Below are 26,168 nucleotides of genomic sequence, written 5' to 3'. Positions count from 1 at the left end.
CGCCTCAGCCCTCCACGCCCAAGTGTTCTGCGCGTTGGCGGCGCAGTGTTTGGGTCGTTTCGGCGAAGACATGTTCGTAGATCGCTTCCGCGCCTGGCGCGACGTAGGCATCGGCCTCGGCAAACGCCCCTTCCACCTCATCGCGGATTCCCGCCTCGCATTCACCAGCCTTGATGTCGTCCCATAAGCCCTTGGCCGCGAGATACTTCTGCACTCGGTCGATGGGGTCCTTTTTGCGCCAGTGCTCGCGCTCTGCCGGATCAACATACCGTGTTGGATCGTCAGCGGTGGTATGCATGCCCATGCGATAGGTCACCGCCTCGACCAGGGTAGCACCTTTGCCTTCGCGGCCGCGGCGCACGGCATCGGCCACCACCTTGTGCACGGCGAACATGTCATTGCCGTCGACCGAGACGCCGGGAAAACCATAAGACGGCGCCCGCGAGGCGAAATCCAACCCGCTTGTCTGAATGGCACGCGGCGTCGAGATGGCCCATTGGTTGTTCTGCAAAAGGAAGATTACCGGTGCATCGACGATGCCGGCGAGGTTGCAGGATTCATGGAAGTCGCCTTCGGATGAGGCGCCGTCACCGAAAAAAACCACTGAGACGCCGTCCTGATTCTTCAGCTTCATGCCCCAGCCGAGGCCGACGGCGTGCGGAATTTGTGCCGCCAGAGAGACCTGAGTTGCCATGACGTTGACCCCGTCCGGGATGATGCCTCCGTCGGGATGGCCGCGACGGTAGAGAATCAGCGACAGCATCGGAATGCCCTGACTGTACTGCACGGGAAACTCGCGATACTGCGGCACCGCCCAGTCGCGTGCCGGATCCATGGCCAGCGCAGTTCCGACCAAGGTCGCTTCCTGGCCAAAAATCGGCGCGAAGGTGCCGAGACGGCCCTGGCGCTGCTGGCTCAAACATTTTTCGTCGAAGGCGCGGCCCAGCATCATCAGACGCAGGCCTTCGAGGGCTTGCTCGTCAGATAGTTCGGGTTTGACACCGCGCTTGAGCTTGCCGTTTCCGCCGAGCATCGACAACGGCGCTACGGCCTTGGGTTTGGGTTGATATTGGGGGGCGAAATCGCCAGGCATGGTGCCTCCTGGTGGGCTCGTGTTTTGTTGCGTCGGACCCTATCACGGGCTCATTCGGGTTGGAATGGTGCTGATTCAACCCTGCCCGGGGGAATATGCAGCCGCCAGCTTGGCCATGCTTTCAAAGCGGTTACTGATGCGCAGGTTCGGGTTGGCGGCGAGGGTGGCGCCGCCACCGGATTTGCCGGTGCGGCGGTCGATCCAGACCGTTTCCAAGCCCATGGCTAGTGCCGGCGCATGGTCGTGATAAAGACTTTGCGCCACGTGCAGTAGCTCACGCGGCCCGATACCACGTTCTTTGAGCCGCGCCAGTAGATACGCAAAGTTCTCCTGTGCGGGCTTGTAGCTGCCGATATCCTCGGCCGTGCAGATGAGGTCGAATGCAACACCAAGGTGCATATTGCTACGCGCAAAGCTGGCGCGGTCGACATTGGACAGGATCGCGAGCTGGAAGCGCTGCTTGAGGCAGGCGAGCGCTGCAGCCGTGTCGGGAAAAGCAGGCCAATCGCCGACCGAGACGCCGAAAGCTCGAGCCTCGTCGTCGCTGACTTCAGCATCGAACTCCTTGCCGAGCCGTCGCATCACTTCTTCCAGCACCTGTGGGTAGAGGCGGTCGGGCTGCTCCGCCTCGACGGCACTTTCATGCTGCGCAAAGGCGGCCAACAGCGCTTCGGACTCGACATCAAAGCGTGCCCGGCAGGGCGCCAGCGCTACCAGAATGCCGGTCTCCCAGTCGATTAGTGTGCCGTAGCAGTCGAAGCTGAGGGCTTTGATCATAGCTCGGACGATAGCGCGGCTCTTGGCTCGGCGTCCGGGCGGGCATTGCACACAACGGGCATGGGTATTCCATTTAGAATCCAGTCTGGAGCATAGCAGCTTCAACGTGCCTGCAAGGCGCATCTCTTGACCGTCATACGCCTGTCGGGTACGCGTGTGACGACAACGCTCGCCACACCATTCCTCGTTCAGCCACACGCCCACGCATTAACCGACAGGCCGCGCCGCATGCCTAGAGTCCTACTTCGCTTCTCAGCTTTTCTCTTTGCCTTGCTCCTCGCCGACCCGCTCGCGGCGCAGCAGCAGGGTGAAGAGGAAGACGTTTACGCGGGCACGCCCGAGAAGAAGCAATACAATCCAGAGACGGCAGTCTTCGGGCCGTTGCCGCGCTGGCGCAGTGAGGACGGCAATTACAATTTCGGCGGCGGCATGATGATGCAAGTCGATGCCGGAACTTACAGCCAGAACGACCAGGGCAATGCGCGTCAATCGATTGATCCGAACCTTGATGACGGGCGGAAGGCGCGCCGCGGTATCCTGCTCGCAAGCGGCCTGATCCACAACGACTTCATCGTCTTTGCCGCCTATGATGCGTTCCATACTGGTGATACGACCATGGACGGGCTGCGTTCGGCGGTGCTTGCCTATCGCGGTTTTGATCCGGTCTGGTTCATGGTCGGCCAGCAGAACATCGCCTCACCGCTCGATGCTGCCACCTTCTCCAGCCGCCGTGCCTTCATGGAGGAGAGCATGGGCTCGGGCGCCTTTGGTTATGCCCCGGGCACGCCGTCGCTGGGTGCGTCCGTGATGCGCCGGACCAAGCACAACTATATTCGCCTTGGTGTCTTCGGCGTACCCGCCAAGGAGGTCGGAGGCGACAGCGAGGGTTATGGCCTCCATGGCCGTGTTGCCTGGGCGCCGATCGCCGAGCGCACCCGCGCCCTGCATTTTGGCCTAGCGGGCTATTGGCGCGTGCCGACCGTGACACGCGGCGAGGTTGGTGGTAGCGAGAGTTTCAGCGCACGCCCGGAAATGAGCATCGACGACGCCAATTTTCTTGATACTGGCACGATTTTGCGCATTAACGACTTCTACTACACCTCCTTCGAATTCCTCAGCGTCTACGACTCGCTGGCTCTACAGGGCGAATATCAGCGTCTGGCTGCAGACCGCTACAACGGTCCGCATGATACTGCATTTCAAGATCTTGTATTCGATGGCTATTATGTGCAAGCTAGCTATTATCTGACAGGAGAATCTCCGAACTATTATTCTCGCTTTGCCACGCTGTGGCGGGTGCAGCCCTTCGATGAATTTGATCTGGCGACCGGTGGCTGGGGTGCGTTTGAGGTGGCGCTACGCTATAGCCATATCGATCTTGACGATGGTGCTGACGACCTCACCCATGGCGGCATTCGTGGCGGTAGCGCGGATAACATCACGCTCGGGCTCAATTGGTATCCGACGGCACTGACCAAGGTCGCGATCAATTACGTGCATGCGGATATTGACAATCAGTCGAACACGGGCCTGAGCGAGGGCGACGTCATCGACGCGATCGGTGTTCGCCTGCAGTGGGAGTTCTGAGCCAGGCGCGCTACGTCTGATCTACTCGAAGGCTTCCGCGAATACGACGTAACGCAGCGGTCCGCCGGGCATTACGGCATTGAAGGGATAACAGGTCACCAAGGCCAAAGCCGGGCTCTCACCCGTTGGATCGAGCCGAGTCTCACGGGAATCAACGATACGGGAATCGGTAACACGAAAGGGCTGTATGAGCCCGTCGCTGGTCTCGATTGTCAGCCAGTCGCCTGAGACGACGTTCTCCAGGAACGCGAAATGGGTGTCGCGGTGGCCACCGATCAGGCTCAGGCCGGGTTCGCCGGGTGCCGGTGAGCCGTCCACGTGCCCCGGGGCGAAAGCTAGGCTAGAGCCGCTACTGCCGGCCAACACGATCTGATCGATACCGTGCGCTGGCACGCGCAGCCGCGCCAGCGGGTGGGTGTCGGCCCAGGCCCAGGGCTTGGCCGCATTGCCGTTTGCCATCGTCTCCTGCCAGGCCGATGCGAGCAGGCGTTGGGCGAGCCAGGCTTTGGCATGAATCCAGCCAGCTGTGCTCACCAGCCAGCCGCCGATGACGAGCAGCAGGCAGACAAGAGCAGCGTGACCTATGCGACGCGGCGGCGCCATAGCCACAGTCCGGCGAGCAGCAGCATCGCCCCCAGCAGCAGGTTGAGTTGCGCCGACGTCGCGCTTTGCGGCAGGCTGAGCCCGCGGTTGCTGCCTATGGTGACTGGTGCACCGGCCGAGGTCAGGGTGATGCCACCGCTTGCCGCTTCTTCTTGCGGCGCTGTGGGTCGTTCGCCAAACACCTTGTCGTAGTCCCAGCCAGCGGGCAGATTTAGTGGTAGCTTGCCGCTTAGCAAAGGCGTGCCGTCCGGGCGCGTCGGGGTCACATCGACCGCCACTAGGCTTGTGTGCTCGGTGACCAGATGATGTTGCAAGGCCAGGGTGACGATAGTCTCGCGCGCAACGGTGGGGTCGAGATAGCGACCAGCGCGGTGCGATAACGTGTCGATGCGATCGCGTGCCCATAGCTTGCCGATGCCTTTCGCCGGTGTGGCTTGTGCCAGGTCGAGACCGGCGCGCCATTCCAGGCCCGCGTAACGCCCGGCGACAACCAACTCACCGTCTGCTCTGGTTAGCCGCGCTGTCAGCACTATCGGTTCGCTCGCGTACAGATCAGGCATGGTCAGGCGTGACAGGTCCGGCGCCGCCCCATCTGGCCAGAGCAGGGTTATGTCCGTCATCACAGTCGACTCGAGCTTGACGAAGAGTGCCGCCATGCGCTCATCGACTTCGCTTGTGTTGGCGATATGGGTGTAGGTGCCGCGGCCGGTCTCAGAGGCTTTGACCATGAAGTAGCTGTTGGGTGCGGATCCGATCCCAACCGTGAAAAGCCGTGCCGTTCCGAGCTCGCGATCGATGATATTGAACAGATCGCTTTCGTTGCCGACACCGCCGTCGGTGAGAAAGACGACCTGCCGTAATGCCCCAGCTGCAGCATTGCCACGAAGCGCCATATCGAGCGCCGGTGCCATCTCCGTACCCCCCTCGGCTCGCAGGCTCTGGATAAAGCCTTGGGCGATGGTCTTGTTCTCTGGCGAGGCGATAAGGGGTGTGGAGAAGAGGCCGCGGGCCTGATTGTTGAAGACGATCACATTCAGGTGGTCGTCGGCACCGAGCCGTTCGATGGCTAGTACGGCGGCGGCCTTGGCCTGGTGGATCGAGGTGCCGGCCATGGAGCCGGATATGTCGAGCACCACGATAAGCTCGCGCGGCGGTGCCGGCGGTAGCGCCTCAGCCATATCCGGGTCGGCTGGCAGCAGCATAGCCAGGAGATAGGTGTCTTCACCAATGGTTTCTGCGAACAGTCCCGCGCGCGGGGCATTGCCGACATCCGGGCGCCAACTCAGCACGAAATCACGATCGGTGGGCACCACGCTGTCGGCCAGGGTGATAACTGTGACACCATCGTTGCTGCCGGCGATATCGACTGCATGATAGAGGCTTTGGAAGTCCGTGACGGGGAAGCCCGGCACCAAGGTTAGTATTAGGCTGACGGGGTTGATCTTGCCTTCGTCGGGCCGTAGCACCGGGGTCTTGACGCGGTCGTCGTCTGGAGCCTGCGATCGCATCGCCCAGCCATCACTGTTAAGACTGACAGTGGTCACCGGTGTAGGCACGTAACGCGGGCCGACGACCATGGGAAAGCGCAACTCGAAGGCGCCGGCCTCATAGCGCAGCACCTGCTGGTACTCTATCTCGACAACGATGCTCTCGTCGGGACCGATATTGGCCACGGACGTAGTGAAGATGTTGGGACGCTCGGATTCGACCAGGTTGGCCTTGCGACCCTGCTGACGGGCTTTTTCGTAGAGACGGCGGGCCTGCTGGCGCTTGTGAACGCGGCCCTGGATGACGCGGGCACCGATGCGCATGCGAAGGGAATCGACAGCCGCGTTCTCGGGCACGGGAAAAATATAGAGCCCCTCGACCCAGTCGTCGCTCGGATTGTGGAAGTGCTGGCGCACGGTGGCCCTGGCGACTAGGCCGCTCACCTCAATGGTCGCTTCGGTCGCTAGAAGTGGCGCCAAGTGGAATGGGCCTGTGGTCTCGACGCCGTTGCTGTGCAGCACCAGGCTGCCGTTGCCGGGCGTCTTCTGGTCGGCGAGGGGCAACTCCGCCAAGGGCGCGGTGGCCAGGGGTGGAGCGAGAGCAAGGCTAAACAGGATAGTGGCGCAAGCACGGCCTGCCGCAGGGAACAGCTTGGTATAGGTGGGCATGATTTTCCCCTTCGTGGACGGTCGCAGCTGACCGAGACGAAGACGGTGCCCGACAATGTGGGCGACACTATGGGCGGATGGTGGCCGTCAGGGGGAAATACGGTGGCAAAATTGGGGCGGGATTATTCGGTGCCGACACCGTCGATGGCTGCAATGCGTCTATACACGAGCCGCAATGCTTCTTTAAGCCTCTGGCCAGACCACATTGGCGGTGAGGTCGGGCCAGGCGGCGGGTGCGCCGGCCGCTTTCGCGGCCTCGGCGGGCGCCAGATCGGCATCCCACAGCGCAGCGATAAAGCGTCGGCCCGTGACGCCATTGGAATGGTCACTGGAAAGCCATTGCACCGGCGCGACCATGGCCGAAACCTGGATCAACACGTCCCGGGTTTCGCTGAACGAGAGGGGGACCAGGCGAGTGTTTGTCGGGCCGCCCGGCACGACGATATTGATGCCGACGCCGGTATCCGCAAATTCTTTGGCCCAGATTGCCGTTGCCGCCTCCAGTGCTGCCTTGGTCGGGCCGTAGGGTGCGAAGCCCTCGTTGAGCATGGTGAAAAAGCTAGTGGTGATATTTATCACTCGACCCCAGCCGCGTGCCGCCATGGTGGGTGCCAGAAGGCGGGTCATCAGGAACGGGCCCATGGTGTTAACTATAAAAAAAGCACGCCATTGCTCGGGCGCGATATCGGCGATGCCGACTCGATGCGTGAAGTGCTCCTCACGGATCATACCCATGCCCACGGCGGCGTTGTTGATGAGGATATCGATCGGACCAAGAGTGGCTTCGACCTCCGTCACAACACGCTGGCACGAATCGGGCTCCGAGACATCGTGCTGGAGCTTAGGCATATCGAGGGGAGATGCAGCCAGGGCCTCCCGATCGATATCGCTTACGGCAACGCTGACACCTGCTGCGGCAAGACCCTCGGCGATGGCTGCGCCGATCCCGCGTGCGCCGCCCGTCACCAGCGCCACACGCCCGCTCACGGTGTCAGAACTACCCGGCCGAGCACCTGGCCGGCGCGCAAGGCGTCGAGGGTTGCGCCCGCGTCGCCCAAAGGCTTCTCGGTGAGCGGGATCGGCGCCACTGCGCCCGCCCGTACTAAGGCCATCATCTCGCGAAATTGAGCCAGCGAGCCGACGTAGGATCCGGAGATGGAGATGTTGCGCAGCGGCAACATCGGGATCGGCATGCTCATGCGCCCGCCGAAAAGCCCAATCACAACCAGATGCCCGCCCTTGCCTAGGCACCTGTCGGCGAAAGTGAATGAGGCTTCCGAACCCACGAAATCGATCACTGCAGCCGCTCCGCCGCCCGTGGTGCCTCGGAGAGCCTTGATCGCGGCCTTGTCGGCGCTGTCAAACGCCCCGGCTGCGCCGGCGGCGAGTGCCGCCTCGCGCTTGCCAGCATCGATATCGGCGACCAGCACGGGGCCTTGTGTCAGCGCTTTGGCGAAGGCGAGCCCCATCATGCCGACCCCGCCGAGACCGACGATCAGGAGCGGTCCGGCAAGTGTCCGCACTCCCGCCTTTTCCAAGGCCCCGTAAGCGGTGATTCCTGAGCAGGCATAGGTCGCGGCAAGCGCGGATGACAGATCTCCATAGGGGACCAGATACTTGGCGTCCGGCACTAGACAATGGTCGGAATAGCCACCGTCGATATTAACGCCGATCGCACGCGGCTGATTGCAGACGTGGCCGTCACCGGCGGTGCAGATGTCGCAATTGTCGCAGCCGATCCAGGGATAGACCACGACCCGGTCGCCGATCGCAACGCCATTAGCCTGATCACCAAGAGCAATGACCTCGCCCTCGACTTCGTGGCCCATGGTAAACGGTAGGCTACGGCCGCTCGAGAGGTCGAGACGCTTATCGTCGCCGAGCTCGAAATGGCCGTCGTGCAAGTGCACGTCGCTGTGGCAGACGCCACAATTGCGCACCCGAACGAGCACTTCGCGGCCATCGGGCGTCGGTGCATCGGCCGTGTCGCTGGCGAGCGGTTCGCCATAGGCTACGATTTGTTCGCTTCTCATAGATGTTCCCCTGGATATCACCGTTCCGTTGCAGAATAACCCTCAGCAACGACTAGCGCCACTCACGGGAATTGGTTAGTTTTTCGCCACACAAAGAAGGGTGCGTAATGGGAATCGAACGAGCGCTTGCGTCTCTAGTCCTTGCGGCCGGCATCATAGCCGGCCTTGTCGCGTCCGCGCTCGGCGAAGACCCGATTCCGCCAGACGTTGCGAACTGGTACAATCCCGACCTTGGAGCCGAGTGGCTGACCATGGAGCGGGTGCAGCGGCTGTTTCCCGAGGCGACCAAGATCATGCCGTTGGAAGGTGAGGTCCTTTCGGCCGTGGTCATGAAAGACGGCACGCCGCTCGGCTACGTTTTCGACACCGCTGACAAGAGCCGCTCTCTCGGCTTCTCGCTCCAGCCTTTCAATATTGCAATCGGCCTTGGTCTTGACGGGGTTCTCACCGGCATTGATGTTGTCGAGCAGCATGAGCCGATCATCGACCTGATCTTGCTGCACAAGCTGGTTACCCCCTTTACGGCGCAATATGCGGGCCTGGACATTCGACGGCCGTGGCGTGTGGCGCTGACGCGAGTCGAGGAAGAGGGCACTCTGGACGGCATCAGCTCCGCTACGATCAGCGCTGTGCTGTTTAACGAGGCTGTGCTTGACAGCGCGCGCAAGGTGGCTCGGGCGAGGGGCTTGCGGCTCAACGACGAGCCGGCCGTCGATCTAATCGCTTACGATCCGGCGACGTTGTCTGAGTTGATTGCCGATGGCTCGATCGCGCGTCTGACAATAAATAAGTCAGATCTCGCCGAGACCACCGTAGGTTATCCGGCGCTAGCGCCGCTTTCCGACCAAGTCGGTGGTGAGCACCTCGACGATACCACTGTGATCGAGCTGTTGGTGGCACCAGTGCATCCGCCGACCATCGGGCGAAACCTGCTCGGGCAGGGCCGCTACAATCTTTTCGTCAGCGGTCGCGACCCGCGCGACCTGACATTACTGCTCATGGGTGCAGGCCCCTATCTGTTTGATCCGCAAAAGCTGCGCGCGGACGGTGTTCTGGATCGTGCGCGCGTTGTCCAAGGAGGCCAGGTATTCGCCCTCGACCGCGGCCAGTATCGCTACATCAATTTTCTGCCGGACAGGTCCGGGCCAAAATTTTCTCAGATGGGTCTGTTTTGGATCAAGCACGAGCAGGGTATCAACCCGCTCGAGCCGTTCATGGTCGAGCTCGACGTGGTCGCGCGCAATGGAGAGGATCGCGTGACCTTCGCTGTTGATTATACGCTGGACGCCCGCTACATCGTCGAGCCGACGGGTGTTGCTGTGGCGAGCGGGGACAGTGGCCCCGCCTGGCTTGCGACGTGGCGGATGCAAGGCAGTAATATCGCTATTCTGTGCGTGCTGCTGCTCGCCCTGACAGCGATCTTGTTCGGGATGCAGTGGCTGACCCGGCGGCCACAACTCTTCAGTGCTGTGCGGATTGCCTATCTGGCTGTCGTCGTTGCTTGGCTCGGCTGGCAGGTCGGCGCTCAGGTCACCATCATCAACCTGCTGACCTGGCTGCAGACGATCATCGGTGGCGGCAGTCCCGAAGTGGTGCTGTCGGATCCGTTGATCGCCGTCCTGATGGCTTTCGTGGTGGTCAGTTTCGTCATCTGGGGCCGCGGCGTGTTCTGCGGCTGGCTCTGTCCCTTCGGTGTCATGCAGGAGTTGTTGGCCAAGGCGGCCCGCAGGCTGGGCATCCGGGAAGTCGGCCTGTCCTATCGTGCTCACCAGCTGCTTTGGCCGGTCAAATACGTGATTTTGGCCGTCCTTGTCGGGCTGTCCTTCTATTCCATGACGACGGCTGGCACGGCGGCTGAGGTTGAGCCCTTCAAGACAGCGATATCGCTGCGATTCGCGCGCGATTGGCCCTATGTCATATACGCTGTGACGCTGCTCGCCATAGGCCTGTTCACTGAGCGTTTTTTCTGCCGCTTTCTCTGCCCTGTGGGGGCCGCCATGGTGCTCGGCGGCAAGCTGCGGCTGCGACCGCTCGTCTTCCTTAAGCGTTATGCGGAGTGCGGCAGCCCGTGTCAGCTGTGCACCCGGCGCTGCCCGATCCAGGCGATCGCACCGGACGGGCATATCGTCATGGACGAATGTTTCTACTGCCTCGATTGCCAGGTGCTTTACAACGATGCCCATCAATGTCCGCCGCTGGCTCAGCAGCGCAAGCAGCGCGAGCGCGACACGCTTATCGAGCCGGTGACCGCGCAATAGGGCGCATCGCCGTTGCCTGGATTGGCGGGTGAGCATAGGCTCGACAATTGCACAGCAGGGGGGGCGCCATGACAATACGGTGGGTGCGACGGCTTGCGGCGCTATTGGTACTGCTGCCCATGCCGGCGGCAGAGGCACAGGACAAGCCCTATTCGACCGATGCGGGCGAGCAGGTGGTGGCTGCGGGCTCCATCGGTGGTTCCTGGTTCGTTATCACCACAGCCATGTACGACCTTTTCCAGCGCAATATCGAGGGACTGCGCTATACGGTCACCCCGGGCGGCGCAGTCGCTAATCCGATGGCGGTCGAGCAGGGTCTGGCTACGTCGGCGCTCGGCTATAACTCGCTGCTGCATGCGGCAAGCCGGGGCGAGCCACCCTACCGCAAGGTAATGGCCGATTTTCGCGGTATCCTTAATCTTAATGTGGCCGGTGTCGTGCACCCGATCGTGCTCGAGAGCTCGCGCATAACATCACTCGCCGACATCGCCACGAAGGAATATCCGCTGACCATCGACACCGGCCCGCGTGGCACTGGCGGCGAGCTGGCGGCCAGCCGTTTGCTCGAGCTCTATGGCGCAGACTATGACAATATTCGCGACTGGGGCGGCTCGATCACACATTCCTCGTATCGCGAGGCTCTGGGCCGCATGAAAGACGGCCACATTGAGGCTTTTCTCAACGACGACATCATCGGCAATCCAGTCTTCACCGATATCGCTCATGCCCGCGACGTCCTGTTTCTGCCTATGGACGAGGATATTCGCGAGCAGATGGTTAAAAAATATGGCTATCGCCGTGCAATGATTCCGGCTGGGACCTACGCTGGCCAGACTGAGGACGTGCCCTCGACCGCGCAGCATTTTGTCTTCTTCACGCATAAGGATGCACCAGACGACCTAGTTTATGCCATGACGCGCCTGACCTTTGAGAACAGGGACGATCTGGTGGCTGCGCACAGCCTCTTCGAAGCGCTTGATCCTGCGGTTGGCCCGCGCGACTTTCCAATCTCTCTGCATCCCGGCGCAGAGCGCTATTACCGCGAGATGGGATTGCTGAACTAGCGCATGATCGAGATCGCCGGCCAGCGCCGACTCTCCGGCTTCGGCGGACTGCTGCTGCGCTGGGGCAGTGTCGCCATCGTTGCCTATCATCTCTACGGCGCGCAGTTCGGCTTGCCAGAGGCGCGCATGTTTCGCCCTATGCACGTGGCGATGTATTGCGCGCTCACCTTTGTGGCATACGGTTGGTGTAGGGATGACCGGAGCGTAAAAATTCCGTGGTGGGACTGGCTACTGTTCGCTCTGGCCTGGCTGCCAATGGCTTATATCTACGCGAATTTCAGCTATATCGCGGAAGAGCGCTACCCCTATGTCATGCCGCTCGAGATCTGGGATTGGGCTGCAGCCTTGCTCGCTATCATTCTCGTCGTAGAGGCATGTAGGCGTACCGTTGGCTGGACACTTGTTGTGCTGCTGGCAGTATTTGTGCTTCACGCTCTGTACGGCCCCTATTTTCCCGCTCCGTTTGACACTGGTGCGGTGGCGCCGATGCTGCTGGTCGATCACCTGTTCATGACCACCGACGGACTCTACGGGACCATCACCAATATCTCCGGCACCTATGTCCTCATGTTCGTGCTACTTGGCGCTGTGCTGGAGAAGGCCCGCGGCGGTGAGCTGTTCATGAACATCGCGATTACTGTCATGGGCAAGGTCAAGGGCGGGCCGGCCAAGGCCGCGGTGCTGGCAAGTGCTCTGTTTGGTTCCATCTCCGGCGCCGCTACGGCGAATGTCTATGCGACGGGCACGTTCACCATTCCGTTGATGATCCGTACCGGCTTCCGGCGCAAGTTCGCGGCCGCCGTGGAGGCGGTGGCATCGGCTAGCGGGCAATTGGTGCCGCCGATCATGGGCTCGGCGGCCTTTCTCATCGCTGACTTCACCAACACCGAATATACGGATGTTGCGCTGGGGGCGGCGCTGCCGGCCTTCCTTTACCTCTTCGCCGTCTATTTCATGGTCACCCTGGAAGCAAAGCGGAGCGATTTGCCGGCCATGGCTCCCGATATGGTGGCAACCGCGCGGCGGGCGATCCGGCTCGATATCCACATGCTGCTGGTACTGGTTGTCGTCGTGGTTTTGCTGGCTAATCGTTATACGCCGTTCTTTGCGGCTTATGTCGGCGTGGTGGCGACGGTCGTGCTGTCTTGGCTTCGCGCGCATACGCGCGTCGATGCCAAGACGCTGTTCGATGGTTTGGAGGCAGGCGCGCGGCGCATCGCACCGATAGCTGCCGCGTTGTTCGTCGCGGCCTTGGTCGTGGGCGTCATCGAGCAATCGAATCTCGGCCTGCGCTTCACTTCTATTCTGCTCAGTATCACCGGGGAGAATCTCTTCCTCACCATGGTGCTGGTGATGCTTTGCTGCATCATTCTTGGAATGGGGCTGCCGACGGCGGCGGCTTATATGGTGGTGGCTATCTTCGGGGCGCCGGCGCTGATCAAGCTTGGCGTGATGCCGCTAGCGGCGCATTTCTTCATCTTCTATTACGCCATCATCTCGGCTATTACGCCGCCCGTCGCCATCGCCGCGTATGCGGCGGCGACTATTGCACAGACGCCGCTACAGTCGACTGGCTTTGCGGCGATGAAGCTTGGCGCGGCGGTTTATCTTGTGCCCTTCGTCATAGCTTACAGCCCTTCGCTGTTGTTGATTGGCGACGGCCTCGATGTCATCCAGGCCTTAGTAACTGCGCTGGTCGGCATCGTGGCGCTCGCAGCCTGTGTCCAGGGCTATCTCCTGCGACCGATGGGAATCCCTGAGCGTTTGCTGGCGGGCGCGGCAGCGGTTGCACTGCTTGCCGGCGGGTGGCGCAGCGATCTGGTAGGTGCCGGGCTGCTGGCCTTGGTGGTGCTGGCGCAGGCCGTGCGCGCAAGGTCGGATCTATCCGCTTCCCTCCAGGGTGAGCGAAGCGTGGGCCAGGCGCCGCCAGGCCAGAAGCGTGATGGCGGTGGAGGCGAGGCAGCCGGCGACTAGCGGCGCTGCCAGGCCGGCTATCTCGGACGCTGCGCCCATGGCCAACGCACCGAGCGCCGGACCGCCACGGAAAAGTAGACCGTAGAGGCTGAGCACGCGCCCACGCATACTGCCGTCCACGGCGGTTTGCAGCAGCGTCTGCACACCGACGCCACAGGTGACCAAGAAGAAGCCGGTCAGTGCCACGCAAGGCAGTGCGGTCCATAGGCTGCGACTGAGGGCAAAGCCAAGCACGGTGACGCCGGCCATGGTGGTGCCAACGAGTACGATCCGCGTAAGACCTTCCGAGCCGCCCCGCTGGGCAAGCCAAATCCCGCCCGCGACGGCGCCGATCCCTATCGTCGAGCTGAGCAGGGCTAGGGTCCCGGCCCCACCCTCCAGGACGGCGGCGGCGAAGCCTGGCATCAGCTCGATGAAGGGGCGAACGGCTATCGATAGGATTGCCATCATGATGAGCAGCATGGCGATGCCGCGATGCCCGGCGGCATAGCGGAAGCCGTCGGCGACGTTCCCGAGCAGGCCGCCACTGCTGCGCCGGGGTGGCGATTCAGGAAGGACTGCCCGCAAGCCGTGTAGAGCCACGAGAAAGGCGAGGAAGCTTACCGCATTGGCAGCGAAGGCGACCGCCGTTCCGCCGGCCACGATCAGCGCTCCGGCGATGGCAGGCCCGAGAAAGCGTGCCAAGTTGAAAACAACCGAGTTGATGGCGATAGCCGTCGATAAGTTCTGCCGCGAGACCAGGCTGGATACCAGGGCCAGCCTGGCCGGCTGGTTGATACCGATCACCGCCCCGCCGAGCAGGACCACGACCAGCAGCGACCAGCGATCGATAATGCCGGTTGCGGTCAAGCCGCAGAGCATAAGCGCCTGCAACATCAGCAGCGATTGGCCGAGGCGTAGCAGGCCAAGTCGGTTGCCGCGGTCTGCGAGCGCGCCGCCGAGCGGGCCAACCAGCATTGCCGGCGCAAGATCCGCGAAGGCGATGATGCCAAGCCAGGCGCCCGAGCCCGTCAACTCCCAGGTCAACCAGCCTATGGCGAGCCGCTGCACCCAGGTCCCGGTCAGCGAGACGGCGTTGCCGAGCACGTAGCGGCGGTAGTTTGATTCGCTCAATGTGGCGGCGATTGCGGCAAACCCGCTCATTCCGATCATGGTCCGCACTATATCTCAGGGTGCACCGCTATCGTCTGCCGCTATCGTCAGCGCCTTGCGCCGGACATTGCGGACGGTCTTCTCGGCGGCGTCTTTCGTGCTCATGGATCCCTGTCTCATCTGGCTTCTTGATGGCTGCGATGAGCCTTCCATAGCATCCCGACCCCCTTTTAAACGGCCAAGCCTAACATTCTGGTTATTGACATTACGCAATAGGAATGCAACACATTCTCATTGCGAATAAGACGCATTAGCGCTATATGTTTGTTTGACAGTAACAATCTGTCTAATGGAATGGAGATCCGTAAAAGATGCCCCAGAAACCATCCCACGCATCGTTTTGCTCGCGCAAAATCCCGACTAAACCTTCTACCGTCTTTTTGCGACTCACGAACGTTTCCGGATTACGGATTGCCGTGACTGGTCTGGTCCTCGCAGCATTCTCCATGCCGCACGCGCTGGCTGGATGTTTCGCAGACTCCGCCGACTGTGCGGGTTTAACGTTTGATGCCGCCTACACGGGAGAGTTGTGGGCAAATACGCGTGGAGGGTTGGCGCGCGGCGAGGAATACATCGACAATCTCGGTATAAACGTTGAGGTCGACGCGAATGAAACCCTCGGCATCGAGGGCGGTACACTTCTTCTACACGTGGTGGGCAACAATGGCGCCGCCCTCACAGGAGACCTCGTTGGTGATGCTCAGACCGTTAGCAACATTGAAGCGGAAACAGCGCTGCGTCTGTATGAGGGTTGGTATGAGCAAGCTTTTTGGCAGGATCTTATTTCGCTAAAGGTGGGGCTCTATGACCTTAATTCCGAGTTTGACGCGCTGGAGACCGCCAGCCTGTTCATCAACGGTGCGCACGGTATCGGTTTGGCCTTTTCGCAAACTGGCCAGGGTGGCCCATCGCTCTTTCCCAATACGGCGTTCGGCGGTCGTCTGCGGGTCAACCTCACCGACGAGGTCTCGTGGCTGAGTGTTGTTCTGGATGGCGTGCCCGGCGATCAAGCCAACACGCACAAAACCCACATCAGTTTCGACAATGGCGATGGCGCACTCATTACCAACGAAATCGACTATGAGGGTGATGATGGCCTGAAGTTGGGTGTGGGAGTCTTCCATTACACCGACGGATTCGACGACCAAGTCGACACGAACGCTGACGGAGCCGCAGTCAGGCGCAGTGACAATACAGGGTTTTATCTTCTTGGCGAAACGCTCGCTTATCGCGAAACCAGCGATACGGATGAGGGTCTCCGCCTATTCGCCCGTTACGGCTTTGCGAATGAAGATATCAACCAGTTCAAACACTATGTAGGTGCGGGCTTAGTCTACACAGGACTATTCGATGGGCGCGACGAGGACCAAGCGGGCTTCGGTGTCGGCGTGGGAATCAACGGTGACCCGTTCAAGACTGCCAATGCTGTCACGGAAGATGAGGAAATCGATTTTGAGTTGACGTATCGCGCCCAAATCACGCCGTGGCTAGCTTTGCAGCCGGACGTTCAATACGTAGTCAATCCCGGTGCGGGCGCTAACGGTGCTCTCGACAATGCATTGGTTGTGGGATTGCGTTTCGAGATTACACCCTTCCAATAGTTCTATGAGCCGTCAGGACTGATCTGTCCGCAACCATGGAAGTTACGTTCTTTGCCAAGAAGAATGGAGAGATTTAAGAGATGAAATACGCTGTTGTAGCCGCCGCCATTGCATTTGCGTTACCCGTTCAGGCAGTGGCGTCGATGGAGGTTAGCGATATCCTGGAAACCTACGCAGATATCGCATTGGCGAAATACGAGGATTCCCATACAACCGCGCTGGAACTACAGTCGGCCGTCCGCGCCTTTTTGACGGAGCCGAGCGAGGCGAGTTTAAAGGCGACGAAGACGGCCTGGATTTCGGCACGTGTCCCCTACCAACAAACCGAAGTCTACCGCTTCGGGAATGTTCTCGTCGATGAATGGGAAGGCAAGGTAAACGCCTGGCCATTAGACGAAGGTTTGATCGACTACGTTCACAGGGGGTATGGCGCGAACAATGAGGAAAACGCCTTTTACACCGCCAATGTTATTGCCAACCCCGACCTGGTGTTTGGGGGTCATACCGTCGATGCTACGACGATCGATCAAGACCTTATCCACGCCTTGCACGAGGTCGATGCGGTTGAAGCCAACGTCGCCAGCGGCTATCACGCTATCGAGTTTCTGATTTGGGGACAGGACCTGAACGGCACCGGCCCAGGCGCCGGTGAGCGACCCTGGACCGACTATTCACTTACCGGTTGCACTGGCGGAAACTGCCTGCGTCGAGCGGCCTATCTGACCACTGCGACCGACCTGCTCGTTGCGGATCTGCGAGAAATGGTTGTCGCGTGGGGTACGGGCGGTAAAGCACGGGTCGGGTTGAGCGCTAGCACCATGCAAGATGGCCTGGCAACAATCATCACGGGCATGGGCAGTCTGTCTTTCGGCGAGTTAGCCGGAGAGCGTATAAAGCTGGGTCTTTTGCTCCACGATCCCGAGGAAGAACATGACTGCTTCTCGGACAACACCCACAATTCCCATTATTTTGATGAGGTTGGCATCCAAAATGTATATCTTGGTCGCTACCAGCGCATCGACGGACGGGTTGTTGAGGGGCCGGCCCTAAGCGATCTTGTCAAAGCGACTGCACCCGAGGTCGATGTCGAGATGCGCGGTAAACTGGACGCCACCATTGCTGCTATGGAGGCTATGCGGCAGTCGGCGGAGAATGGTGTGGCCTACGATCAGCTTATCGCAGATGGGAATACGGCGGGTAATGCCGTGGTCCAAGCTGCCGTCGACGCGCTTCTCGATCAGACCACGACGATTAAGAAAGTCGTGGCCGTACTAGCATTAGGTGACGTGGCATTCGAGGGCTCGGATAGCCTGGAAAACCCGGAGGCGGTTTTCCAATAAGAGGTTTTCCAGTAATATACGGGCCTTGTGTCTTGAGAAAGGGATTGGAACGCTGCGCTGGCTTGCTTTTGTCTTGCTGATATTTGTGCTGCCGGTGAGCGTGCTCGCTGGCGCCACTGCAGATCAAAGGGCGGCGATACTGGCTCCGACCAACCACTTCTCGCAAGCCGAGAAATGGGAGACGTTATCGGGCGGCTCGGCGACCAATCGCAGGCGCTTTGGCCATGATGCTTTTTCGCAGCACTCCGCCAACTTGCCTTTCGAAGAGCAAGCGAACTTTTTTGTTGGCGACGGCGTGTTTCGCCGTGTCTGGGTCACGGCCCCGGCGTCAGTCAAAACGGCTGACGGTTTAGGGCCGCTCTATAACGCCAGAGCTTGTCAGCGTTGTCACCTGAAGGACGGTCGCGGCCACCCGCCTGCCGGTCCCGACGACACCGCGGTTTCGATGTTTCTGCGTCTTTCAATACCACAGCAGACTTCGGGTAATGAAAAGCTGACCGTGGTCCCGGAGCCCACCTATGGCGGGCAGTTGCAGGATCTAGCCCTACCCGGGTACCGGGCGGAGGGGCGAATGGTTATTTCCTATCAGGACGTCCGCGTCGTGCTGGACGGCGGGAAAGCTATTGTCCTGCGCAAGCCCACCTACAGCGTGGCAGATCTTGCCTATGGTCCGATGCATCCTGACGTCATGCTGAGCCCGCGTGTGGCGCCGCCGATGATTGGCCTAGGGCTCCTTGAAGCCATCGCGGAAGTTGACATCCTTGCCCACACTGACCCCGACGATGTCGATGGGGACGGCATCAGCGGTCGGCCCAACCGGGTGTGGAGCGCCGAGCAGGGTAAGTTCGTTCTGGGCCGCTTCGGCTGGAAGGCCGGCCAGCCAAGCCTTGCCGAGCAGGGAGCGAGTGCGTTTGCGGGGGATATAGGCATCTCCAACCCCTTGGTGCAGGACCCCTGGGGCGACTGCACGGAGGTACAGACGGATTGCCGTACAGGCCCGCACGGCGACTCTCCAAAGCATGGTGGTTTTGAAGCCCCGTCCGAGATCATGGAGTTCGTCTTGTTCTACGCCCGCAATCTCGCAGTGCCCGCCCGACGCGATGTCGATGCGACTAATGTGCTCGCGGGCAAGCGGCTTTTCTATGTTGCTGGCTGTACTGGTTGTCATACCCCGAAGTTTGCCACTCGCAATGACTACGCGGTGCCCGCGCTTGGCGGCCAGCTTATCTGGCCTTACAGCGACCTTCTGCTGCACGATATGGGTGACGGCCTGGCGGACGGACGGCCCGAGGGTGAGGCGAGCGGGAGGGAATGGCGCACACCACCGCTGTGGGGCATAGGTCTCACCGAAGCGGTCAGTGGCCACACGTTTTTTCTGCACGATGGTCGGGCGCGCGATCTGACGGAGGCCATTCTTTGGCATGGTGGCGAAGGACAGGTGGCGCGAGATGCTTTCGCGGCAATGCCAAAACGTGAGCGGGATGCTGTGCTCGCCTTTCTAAATTCGTTGTAAGGTGGTGTTATGCATGCAGCTTAAGGCTGTTGGCATAGATTGCTTCACCTTCGCGAAAATCGGTACGGCGCCGTAACGGCGATACTCTCGCGGACCCTTTATCTTTGTGGCGGCGGATTGCGCTACACTGCGAGGCATGGAAGCGGGCGAGAATAAGCTGGAGACCTTGGCGAGCAGCAGCACGGGCGCCGATCGCTGGATGGGTGTGTGGCTTGGGCTGTCGGCGCTGTTGGTCTGTGCCGGGCTATTCCTGCCGGCCGTGACCGTGCGCCGGCTGTTCCTGTCCGAGGAATATTCGCTGGCCGAGGGCGTCTACAGCTTTCTTGTGGCCGGGGACTGGTTCCTGTTTCTCGTCACTTTTGCCTTCACCATCGTTTTTCCCATCAGTAAGGTCGGTGTCTGCTTAGCCCTGTGGTTTCTGAGCCCGCGTGGTAGCCAGCGCTCGGTAAAGTTCGCGGGCACTCTCGCCAGCCTGTCGAAATGGTCGATGCTGGATGTGTTCGTGATTGCGCTAATGGTACTGGTGGTTGACGGTCGTCTGCTCGATAGCGCCGACATTCATGTCGGCGTCGTGGCCTTTACCGGCGGCGTGTTACTATCCGCCTGGGGCGCCCGGCGGATCGGCATCCTGCACGGTGCTGGGGCACTTTTCGACCAAACGCGATCATTTGATGGCCCGGATCGCCATGCTGGGTAGGCGCTCTGCACCGCGTGATGCGGGAACATCGGGCAGGCGACCCAACGCATCCAACGCGACAAGGCGCTCCACCGCAGGTTTGGTGCTTTTTACCGTCGGTCGCGTTGCACGCCGCCTGACGTGGGGTCACACGATGGCGTGGTGCACTCTTAACCAAGGGTAAACATCATCCCGGTCAAATGGATCGCGTATGGTCGGAAGGTGTCCTAGCGCCAGTAAGGCTCTTTGAGCAGGCGCTTGTATAGCTTGCCGTTGGGCTGACGCGGCAATTCCTTGCTGAAGTCTAGGCTATGCGGACATTTCACATGCGAGAGATGATCGCGGCAGAAGGCTAGCAACTCGGCCTTGGATGCCGTGGCACCGGACACGAGCTGCACCACCGCATGCACCTGCTCGCCGAGCTCGGCATGGGGAATGCCGAAGACCGCGGCATCCAGCACCGACGGGTGGGTCACCAGCAGGTTCTCTACCTCCTGAGGGTAAATGTTGACGCCGCCTGAGATGATGGTGTGGGCAAGGCGGTCAGTGAGATAGAGATAACCCTCGTCATCCACATGCCCGACATCGCCGAGCGTCGTCCAGCCCTCGGCATGGTGGGCGCGGGCGGTCTTCTCGGGGTCGTTGTGATAGGCGAAGTCATTGCCGCCGCCGAAATAAACCACGCCCGTCTCGCCTGCCGACAGCTCGTTGCCGTCCTCGTCGCAGATGTGTACCTCACCGGCCGCCGAGCGCCCGACCGAACCCTTGTGCTCGAGCCAGGCGGCGCTGTCGATGACGGTGATGCCGTTGCCCTCGGTGCCGGCATAATATTCGTGCAGGATCGGCCCCCACCAGTCGATCATCTGCTCCTTCACGGGGATCGGGCAGGGGGCGGCGGCATGAATGGCGATCTTGAGGCTTGAGAGGTCGTAGGCCGCGCGCGTTTCCGGAGGGAGCTTAAGCATGCGCACGAACATGGTTGGCACCCACTGGCTGTGGCTGACCTTGTAGCGGGCGATGGTGGCAAGCGCCTCTTCCGCATCGAAGCGCTCCATGATCACCAGCGTCGCGCCACGGCGCAGGAAGCCGAGACAAAAGCGCAACGGCGCTGCGTGATAGAGCGGTGCCGGTGAGAGATAAACCGATTCCGGCGCCATGCCGTAAAGCGCACCAAGAGCCTCCCAGCGCGGATCGACGGTACCAAGAGGATCGCCCGAGAGCATCACCTCCACTCCTTTGGGCCGCCCCGTTGTGCCCGACGAGTAGAGCATGTCGGCGCCCTCGCTCTCATCGGCGAGGGGCTCGGCGGACTGTCCCTCGACCGCCGCCTCGAGTGACTCGAACCCGTCGCTTGCGCCGTCAAGCATCAGCCAGTACCGGGGTCCTGGTGAGGTGGCGTGAAGGGCCTTCGCAACATCGGCCTTGGCGGCGGACCCGACATACAGACTGGCGCCGCAATCGCTGACGATATACGCCGCTTCGTCGCTGCCGAGATGCGTGGCGAGGCAGGTATAGGTCAGCCCGGCGCGGTGGGCGCCCCAGCAGAGCGGGAGAAACCAGGGCTGGTTCTCCAAACACATTGCGATGGCGTTGCCAGGACGCAAACCGCGGCTACGAAAAAGTTGGGCGCAGCGCCGTGACAGTGCCTCGAAATCGCCGAAAGTCACGGTGTGCCCCGTCCCTGCCATGATCAACGCCGGCTTGTCGGGATCGCTCTCGGCATGTATGCCCGGATGCATGGTTGGCCTTTCGTGTGTCAACGCTGCCGATGATATACCATGTCGCTTGGAGCAAAACGGGAGGGATCAAAATGAGCAATCGCAGCCAACGCGCGGCCAAGGCCGCGGCGACCACGCGCCGACGCATGCTACAGGCAGCGCTAGTCACCGGCGGCAGTGCGGCAGTCCTGGCGGCGACGAGCCAGCTCGGCGCGCCGTATATCGGCACTGCCAAGGCGGAGGGCTCGACGTGGAAGGTGCAGACCTCCTGGCCCGGCGGCATCGGCCTGCAGATTTTCAAGGACTGGTGCGCCACCATTGTCGAGAAGACCGGTGGCGAGCTGGCGTTCCAGGGCTTTGGCGCCAAGGACGTGGTTGGCGATTTCCAGCTCTTCGATGCGGTGAAGAACGGCGTGCTCGATGCCATGAACCCATTCACCATTTACTGGGCCGGGCGCATGCCGGCTTCCGTGTTTCTGACCTCGTATCCTGCGGGTCTGCGCAACCCGCACGAATGGGACGTGTTTTACTACGGCCTTGGCGGGCTGGAGATGGCTCGTGAGCTGTTCGCTAAACAGGGCATGTACTATGTTGGGCCCATCCATCACGGCCCTAATATCATTCACTCCAAAGTGCCGATCCGCTCGATCGAGGATTTCAAGGGGCGCAAGATGCGCTTGCCCGGCGGCATGGTGGCGGAAATCTTCCAGGATATCGGCGCCAAGACCACGTTGATGCCAGGCTCGGACATTTTCCCAGCGTTGGAGAAGGGCACTATTGACGTTGCCGACTATGTTGGCCCGGCGGTCAACTATGCGCTCGGTTTCCACCAGGTCACGCGCTTTATCTCCATGGGCCCACCCGGTTTCATGTCGCTCTACCAGCCCGTCGATTTGATGGACCTGACTGTTGGTGATCGCTCCTGGCAAGCCTTGTCGCCCGAGATGAAGCAGTTCGTGGAGATGGAGGTGCACGTCTATTCCGATCTCCACCACGCCGCCATCCAGAAGGCAGACCAGGAGGCCTGGGGCAAGTTCGCCGAGGCCGGCACACGCGTCACGCGCCTGTCCGAACGCGATGTCGAGGCCTTCACCAAGGTCGCGATCCCGCGCTGGTTCAACTGGGCCAACAAAGACGAGAGTGCGGCACGGGTGTTCAAGATCCAGCTTGACTACATGATGTCTGGCAGCCTCGGCTACGTTACGCCAGACGCTGTGGCAGGCCAGGAGCTCAAGTGGAGCTAGGTGCTCGGATCAACAAGAATGCCTGACCTGCAATTTGTCCTGCCCCACTGGCTCTATTGGGCGGGCCTGATCGTCTTTCCGCTCTCTGCGATGGCGCTGGTCAAGTGGCAGGGTGCGCGCGGTCCACTCACGCATGTCTCGCTGCCGATAGGCTATCTGTTGCTGGTCACGGCGGGCTTTATTGGTGCCCATCGCTTCTACGTGCGCGACTGGCGCGGGGTGATGTTCCTGCCGTTGCTTGCTGCCATCATCTACGCCAACGGCGAGATCCGTGATGCTCGAGAGCTGCGCTCCATCGCCGATTCCGATGTGCAGGTTGCCCAATATGACGTGGAATATGGAGAGCTCGATGTCGCCGATGGCCGCGAGGGCGCTGAGGTGGCGCTCGTCTCGGCGCGGGAGGGCCTCGTCGAGGCGCAGGAGAGCCTTGCGGCAGCCGAGGCTGGGATGCGGCTATGGTCGACAGCTGCGCTCTATGTTGCGATCGCTGTCGCCTTGTTTCTGTTGCTCGATGCGGTGCTGCTGCCGGGCATGGTGCGGCGCTGCCGTGCTGTCGAGGGCGAGGTCGCACCTCCCGGCGAGGTGACCGACGAAGGACTGCCACCCAATTCCCACCACGGGCTGGCTGGAATATTGGAGGCAGTTACCCGACTGTCGGGGGAGTTCGTGGCCTATTGGTCGGTAATCGCGGTCTTCGCCTATTACTACGAAGTCATCGCCCGCTACATCTTCAATTCGCCGACCAACTGGGTGCATGAGGGTATGTTCCTAATGTTTGGTATGCAATATCTCATCTCCGGCGCCTATGCCTACATGGCCGATTCCCATGTCCGTGTGGATGTATTTTATGCCCGCTTATCCGTACGCGGAAAAGCGATCACGGATCTCATGACCTCGGTTTTCTTTTTTGTCTTTGCCGGTACGCTTCTGGTCACCGGCTGGACCTTCATGATGGACTCGTTCGAGGTGGGCGAGGTCTCGTTTACCGAATGGGCGATCCAGTATTGGCCGGTCAAGATCACCATCGTTCTCGGTGCGGCACTAATCCTGCTACAGGGACTAGCTAAAATGCTGGCCGACCTGCAGCTCGCCATGCGGGCGGAGGCCTGAGCCATGGGCCTGGAGATTCCCATTGGCTGGCTGACGTTGCTCATGTTTGGCAGCCTGCTCGTTTTGTTGATGGCGGGCTTGCCGCTCTCCTTCGTCACCGGCGGCCTCGCCTGCATTTTCCTGTTTCTGCTCAACGACGCGCGCATGCTCAATATGGTGCCCTCGCGCGTTTTTCCCTTGATGACGGATTATCAATTGTCCGCCATCCCCTTATTCATCTTCATGGCAGCAATGCTCGAACGCGCTGGACTTATCGGCGAGATGTTCGACGTCATTTACAAGCTGCTCGGCGGTGTTCGCGGAGGTCTCGCTAGCGCCACCATCTTCGCCTCGACCTTGTTGGCGGCGATGGTTGGCATCATCGGTGCCGCGGTCGTCACCATGGGCATAATCGCCTTGCCGGCGATGTTGCAGCGTAATTACGACGACAAGATCGCAATGGGCGCGATCATGGCGGGCGGGACGTTAGGTATTCTTATCCCACCAAGCATTCTCGCCATCATCTACGCGGTGGTGGCGGAGCAGTCGGTGGGCGAGCTGTTCGTCGGTTCGGTCATCCCAGGCCTGATGCTGTCGGGCATGTATATCGGCTACGTTTCGCTGCGCTGCTGGCTGCAGCCCGAACTGGGGCCTGCAATCCCGGTAGAGGAGCGCCTCGATTTCCGCGAGAAGCTCAGGCTGGCCAGCACCATGACCGCACCTGTGGTGCTGATCGTGCTGGTGCTCGGCGTAATATTCACCGGCGTGGCGACACCGGTTGAGGCGGCAGGGCTCGGCACCTTCGGCTCCTTCGTTGTTGCGGCACTGCATCGCCGGCTCGACTGGTTGACCGTACGCGAGGCCTGCCTGACGACCCTCAAGGCAACCTCGATGGTGCTTTGGATCATGTTCGGCGCGACGGTCTTCGTCGGTCTCTACGTGCTCCAAGGCGGGCAGGAGTTCGTCACCTCGGCGCTGGAAGGCACCGGGCTTGGTCGCTGGGGTGTCCTCATCCTCATGCAGATCATATTGATTCTGCTCGGTATGTTTCTCGACTGGGTTGGTATCCTGCTTCTTTGCGTTCCCATTTTCGTGCCGATTATCAAGGGTCTGGGCTTCGATCCGTTGTGGTTCGGAGTGCTCTATCTGGTGAACATGCAGATGTCATTTTTGTCGCCGCCCTTCGGCTATGCGCTGTTCTATCTGCGGGGTGTTGCGCCGCCACGCATTCCCATGGCCAACATCTACATGGCGGCACTGCCGTTCCTTGCCATCCAGATGATCGGCCTGACGTTGTGCATGATCTTCCCCGGGCTGATCACCTGGTTGCCCGGCCAAGTCTATGGCGGCCAATAACAGAGGAGTGGGCGGATGAGCGAGTCCGATACCTATGAAGTTTTTGCAGTGCGCTATGGCTGTCACGACGGGCGGTCGCGCCGCGAGAACTTCATCATGACCGACAAGCATGATTGTGACATGCCGCTCGATTATTTCGTCTGGGCCATCACCAATCAGGACCGCACCATTATCGTAGATACGGGATTCGACCCCAAGGAAGCGGCGCTACGCGGGCGCAAGGTGATTCGGTTGCCGCGCGAGGGGCTGGCCATGCTGGGTATAGACTCGGCGGCAGTCGAGGACGTGGTGGTAACGCATTTACACTATGATCATGCCGGAACCTGCGGCGATTTTCCCAATGCCAGGTTCCATCTTCAGGATCTAGAAATGGCTTATGCCACTGGTCGCTACATGCGGAATCCGTTCTTCGGAAAGCCCTATTCCGTGCATCATGTGACCGACATGATTCAGCGTGTCTATGAAGGTCGTGTTGCCTTCCACGATGGCGATGACGAGCTGGCGCCGGGCATCTCGGTACATCATATAGGTGGCCATACGATGGGTATACAATGCGTGCGCGTGCGTACGGCGCGGGGCTGGCTCGTCCTGGCGTCCGATGCTACACATTTTTACGAAAACTTCGAAACCAACTCGCCGTTTCCGATCGTTTTCAATGTAAGGGAAATGATCGACGGTTTCGATAAAATGCGCGGGCTCGCGGAGTCCATGCAGCATATCATACCCGGCCATGATCCGGCGGTGATGGAGCGCTACCCGGCGCCCAAGACGGACCTTGATGGTGTGGTAGTGCGCCTCGATGTGGCGGCTAAGGGATAAGCCGACTACACCACTGGCTGGCCGTGATCTCTATGCCGCTGTTGCTTGCATATCTTGAGGTGGGGCATCATCATTGTAAGCTGATAGCAGCTGAACACGACAAACTTGCGCCGCG

20 protein-coding genes are annotated in these 26,168 nt (G+C 60.7%); 12 read left to right on the top strand and 8 right to left on the bottom strand.

Features of this window, described 5'->3' with window-relative positions; all coding sequences use genetic code 11:
* Positions 1-4: 4 nt before the first annotated feature.
* Positions 5-1,093, bottom strand: a complete 1,089-nt coding sequence (locus tag QF629_09830; protein MDP6013828.1) for a thiamine pyrophosphate-dependent dehydrogenase E1 component subunit alpha — start codon at positions 1,091-1,093, stop codon at positions 5-7.
* A gap of 75 nt (positions 1,094-1,168) precedes the next feature.
* Positions 1,169-1,870 (bottom strand): haloacid dehalogenase type II, encoded by a 702-nt coding sequence (locus QF629_09825; GenBank protein ID MDP6013827.1) that lies wholly within the window; start codon positions 1,868-1,870, stop codon positions 1,169-1,171.
* A gap of 228 nt (positions 1,871-2,098) precedes the next feature.
* On the opposite strand from QF629_09825, the gene QF629_09820 reads away from it, so the two are divergent.
* Entirely contained in the window at positions 2,099-3,457 is a 1,359-nt protein-coding gene (locus tag QF629_09820) for a porin (protein ID MDP6013826.1), read from the top strand.
* 21 nt (positions 3,458-3,478) lie between these two features.
* Here the strand turns inward: QF629_09820 and QF629_09815 are convergent, their stop codons facing one another.
* From QF629_09815 to QF629_09800, 4 genes are all read right to left on the bottom strand, one after another.
* Positions 3,479-4,060 (bottom strand): class GN sortase, encoded by a 582-nt coding sequence (locus QF629_09815; protein MDP6013825.1) that lies wholly within the window; start codon positions 4,058-4,060, stop codon positions 3,479-3,481.
* Positions 4,039-6,216, bottom strand: a complete 2,178-nt coding sequence (locus tag QF629_09810; protein ID MDP6013824.1) for a marine proteobacterial sortase target protein — start codon at positions 6,214-6,216, stop codon at positions 4,039-4,041. Before QF629_09810 ends, QF629_09815 begins: the two co-directional genes overlap by 22 nt.
* 183 nt (positions 6,217-6,399) lie before the next feature.
* On the bottom strand, positions 6,400-7,203 hold the full coding sequence (locus QF629_09805; protein ID MDP6013823.1) for an SDR family oxidoreductase: 804 nt from the start codon (positions 7,201-7,203) through the stop codon (positions 6,400-6,402).
* Complete coding sequence (locus tag QF629_09800; GenBank protein ID MDP6013822.1) at positions 7,200-8,249, bottom strand: alcohol dehydrogenase; 1,050 nt, start codon at positions 8,247-8,249, stop codon at positions 7,200-7,202. The genes QF629_09805 and QF629_09800 overlap by 4 nt, the downstream gene beginning before the upstream one ends.
* A 107-nt stretch (positions 8,250-8,356) precedes the next feature.
* On the opposite strand from QF629_09800, the gene QF629_09795 reads away from it, so the two are divergent.
* The 3 genes from QF629_09795 (at position 8,357) to QF629_09785 (ending at position 13,545) form a co-directional block, all read left to right on the top strand.
* Positions 8,357-10,507 carry a 4Fe-4S binding protein gene (locus tag QF629_09795; protein ID MDP6013821.1) on the top strand — a complete coding sequence of 717 codons (2,151 nt, stop codon included), beginning with the start codon at positions 8,357-8,359 and terminating at the stop codon, positions 10,505-10,507.
* Between the two features lie 68 nt (positions 10,508-10,575).
* Positions 10,576-11,571 carry a TAXI family TRAP transporter solute-binding subunit gene (locus tag QF629_09790; GenBank protein MDP6013820.1) on the top strand — a complete coding sequence of 332 codons (996 nt, stop codon included), beginning with the start codon at positions 10,576-10,578 and terminating at the stop codon, positions 11,569-11,571.
* Positions 11,572-11,574: 3 nt separating this feature from the next.
* Positions 11,575-13,545 carry a TRAP transporter fused permease subunit gene (locus tag QF629_09785; protein ID MDP6013819.1) on the top strand — a complete coding sequence of 657 codons (1,971 nt, stop codon included), beginning with the start codon at positions 11,575-11,577 and terminating at the stop codon, positions 13,543-13,545.
* On the opposite strand, the gene QF629_09780 is transcribed toward QF629_09785, so the two are convergent.
* Positions 13,453-14,688 carry an MFS transporter gene (locus QF629_09780; protein MDP6013818.1) on the bottom strand — a complete coding sequence of 412 codons (1,236 nt, stop codon included), beginning with the start codon at positions 14,686-14,688 and terminating at the stop codon, positions 13,453-13,455. The genes QF629_09785 and QF629_09780 overlap by 93 nt on opposite strands.
* Positions 14,689-15,008: 320 nt before the next feature.
* On the opposite strand from QF629_09780, the gene QF629_09775 reads away from it, so the two are divergent.
* The 4 genes from QF629_09775 to QF629_09760 all read left to right on the top strand — a co-directional run bounded on the left by QF629_09775 (position 15,009) and on the right by QF629_09760 (position 19,848).
* Positions 15,009-16,298 carry a carbohydrate porin gene (locus QF629_09775; GenBank protein ID MDP6013817.1) on the top strand — a complete coding sequence of 430 codons (1,290 nt, stop codon included), beginning with the start codon at positions 15,009-15,011 and terminating at the stop codon, positions 16,296-16,298.
* An 80-nt stretch (positions 16,299-16,378) separates the two neighbouring features.
* On the top strand, positions 16,379-17,638 hold the full coding sequence (locus QF629_09770; GenBank protein MDP6013816.1) for an imelysin family protein: 1,260 nt from the start codon (positions 16,379-16,381) through the stop codon (positions 17,636-17,638).
* A 100-nt stretch (positions 17,639-17,738) separates the two neighbouring features.
* Complete coding sequence (locus tag QF629_09765) at positions 17,739-19,151, top strand: di-heme oxidoredictase family protein (GenBank protein ID MDP6013815.1); 1,413 nt, start codon at positions 17,739-17,741, stop codon at positions 19,149-19,151.
* Between the two features lie 166 nt (positions 19,152-19,317).
* On the top strand, positions 19,318-19,848 hold the full coding sequence (locus QF629_09760) for a paraquat-inducible protein A (protein MDP6013814.1): 531 nt from the start codon (positions 19,318-19,320) through the stop codon (positions 19,846-19,848).
* A gap of 206 nt (positions 19,849-20,054) precedes the next feature.
* Here QF629_09760 and QF629_09755 read toward each other — a convergent pair whose 3' ends face one another.
* A complete protein-coding gene (locus QF629_09755) occupies positions 20,055-21,566 on the bottom strand; it encodes an AMP-binding protein (protein ID MDP6013813.1) in 1,512 nt (503 codons plus the stop codon).
* Between the two features lie 71 nt (positions 21,567-21,637).
* On the opposite strand from QF629_09755, the gene dctP reads away from it, so the two are divergent.
* Genes dctP through QF629_09735 form a run of 4 tightly spaced genes read left to right on the top strand, consistent with a single transcriptional unit; the run spans position 21,638 to position 26,053 of the window.
* The gene (dctP, locus tag QF629_09750) at positions 21,638-22,789 is read left to right on the top strand and encodes a TRAP transporter substrate-binding protein DctP (protein ID MDP6013812.1); all 1,152 of its coding nucleotides are present in this window, start codon (positions 21,638-21,640) and stop codon (positions 22,787-22,789) included.
* A gap of 18 nt (positions 22,790-22,807) precedes the next feature.
* The gene (locus QF629_09745; GenBank protein ID MDP6013811.1) at positions 22,808-23,899 is read left to right on the top strand and encodes a TRAP transporter small permease subunit; all 1,092 of its coding nucleotides are present in this window, start codon (positions 22,808-22,810) and stop codon (positions 23,897-23,899) included.
* Between the two features lie 3 nt (positions 23,900-23,902).
* On the top strand, positions 23,903-25,234 hold the full coding sequence (locus QF629_09740) for a TRAP transporter large permease subunit (protein MDP6013810.1): 1,332 nt from the start codon (positions 23,903-23,905) through the stop codon (positions 25,232-25,234).
* Between the two features lie 15 nt (positions 25,235-25,249).
* Positions 25,250-26,053: an N-acyl homoserine lactonase family protein gene (locus tag QF629_09735; protein MDP6013809.1), complete on the top strand. Its 804-nt coding sequence runs from the start codon at positions 25,250-25,252 to the stop codon at positions 26,051-26,053.
* Positions 26,054-26,168 lie beyond the last annotated feature (115 nt).

This window comes from Alphaproteobacteria bacterium (assembly GCA_030739735.1).
In the GTDB taxonomy this organism is placed as follows: Bacteria; Pseudomonadota; Alphaproteobacteria; order UBA7887; family UBA7887; genus UBA7887.
The sequence above is the reverse complement of the archived record's forward strand: the minus strand, read 5'-3'. Positions and strand labels throughout refer to the sequence as shown.

Coding starts and splice junctions, on each gene's coding strand:
- QF629_09790 (MDP6013820.1), top strand. CDS start 10,576: ATGACAATACGGTGGGTGCGACGGCTTGCGGCGCTATTGGTACTGCTG.
- QF629_09815 (MDP6013825.1), bottom strand. CDS start 4,060: ATGGCGCCGCCGCGTCGCATAGGTCACGCTGCTCTTGTCTGCCTGCTG.
- QF629_09775 (MDP6013817.1), top strand. CDS start 15,009: ATGCCCCAGAAACCATCCCACGCATCGTTTTGCTCGCGCAAAATCCCG.
- QF629_09825 (MDP6013827.1), bottom strand. CDS start 1,870: ATGATCAAAGCCCTCAGCTTCGACTGCTACGGCACACTAATCGACTGG.
- QF629_09820 (MDP6013826.1), top strand. CDS start 2,099: ATGCCTAGAGTCCTACTTCGCTTCTCAGCTTTTCTCTTTGCCTTGCTC.
- QF629_09745 (MDP6013811.1), top strand. CDS start 22,808: ATGCCTGACCTGCAATTTGTCCTGCCCCACTGGCTCTATTGGGCGGGC.
- QF629_09830 (MDP6013828.1), bottom strand. CDS start 1,093: ATGCCTGGCGATTTCGCCCCCCAATATCAACCCAAACCCAAGGCCGTA.
- QF629_09780 (MDP6013818.1), bottom strand. CDS start 14,688: ATGAGCGGGTTTGCCGCAATCGCCGCCACATTGAGCGAATCAAACTAC.
- dctP (MDP6013812.1), top strand. CDS start 21,638: ATGAGCAATCGCAGCCAACGCGCGGCCAAGGCCGCGGCGACCACGCGC.
- QF629_09755 (MDP6013813.1), bottom strand. CDS start 21,566: ATGCATCCGGGCATACATGCCGAGAGCGATCCCGACAAGCCGGCGTTG.
- QF629_09735 (MDP6013809.1), top strand. CDS start 25,250: ATGAGCGAGTCCGATACCTATGAAGTTTTTGCAGTGCGCTATGGCTGT.
- QF629_09800 (MDP6013822.1), bottom strand. CDS start 8,249: ATGAGAAGCGAACAAATCGTAGCCTATGGCGAACCGCTCGCCAGCGAC.
- QF629_09810 (MDP6013824.1), bottom strand. CDS start 6,216: ATGCCCACCTATACCAAGCTGTTCCCTGCGGCAGGCCGTGCTTGCGCC.
- QF629_09770 (MDP6013816.1), top strand. CDS start 16,379: ATGAAATACGCTGTTGTAGCCGCCGCCATTGCATTTGCGTTACCCGTT.
- QF629_09740 (MDP6013810.1), top strand. CDS start 23,903: ATGGGCCTGGAGATTCCCATTGGCTGGCTGACGTTGCTCATGTTTGGC.
- QF629_09795 (MDP6013821.1), top strand. CDS start 8,357: ATGGGAATCGAACGAGCGCTTGCGTCTCTAGTCCTTGCGGCCGGCATC.
- QF629_09785 (MDP6013819.1), top strand. CDS start 11,575: ATGATCGAGATCGCCGGCCAGCGCCGACTCTCCGGCTTCGGCGGACTG.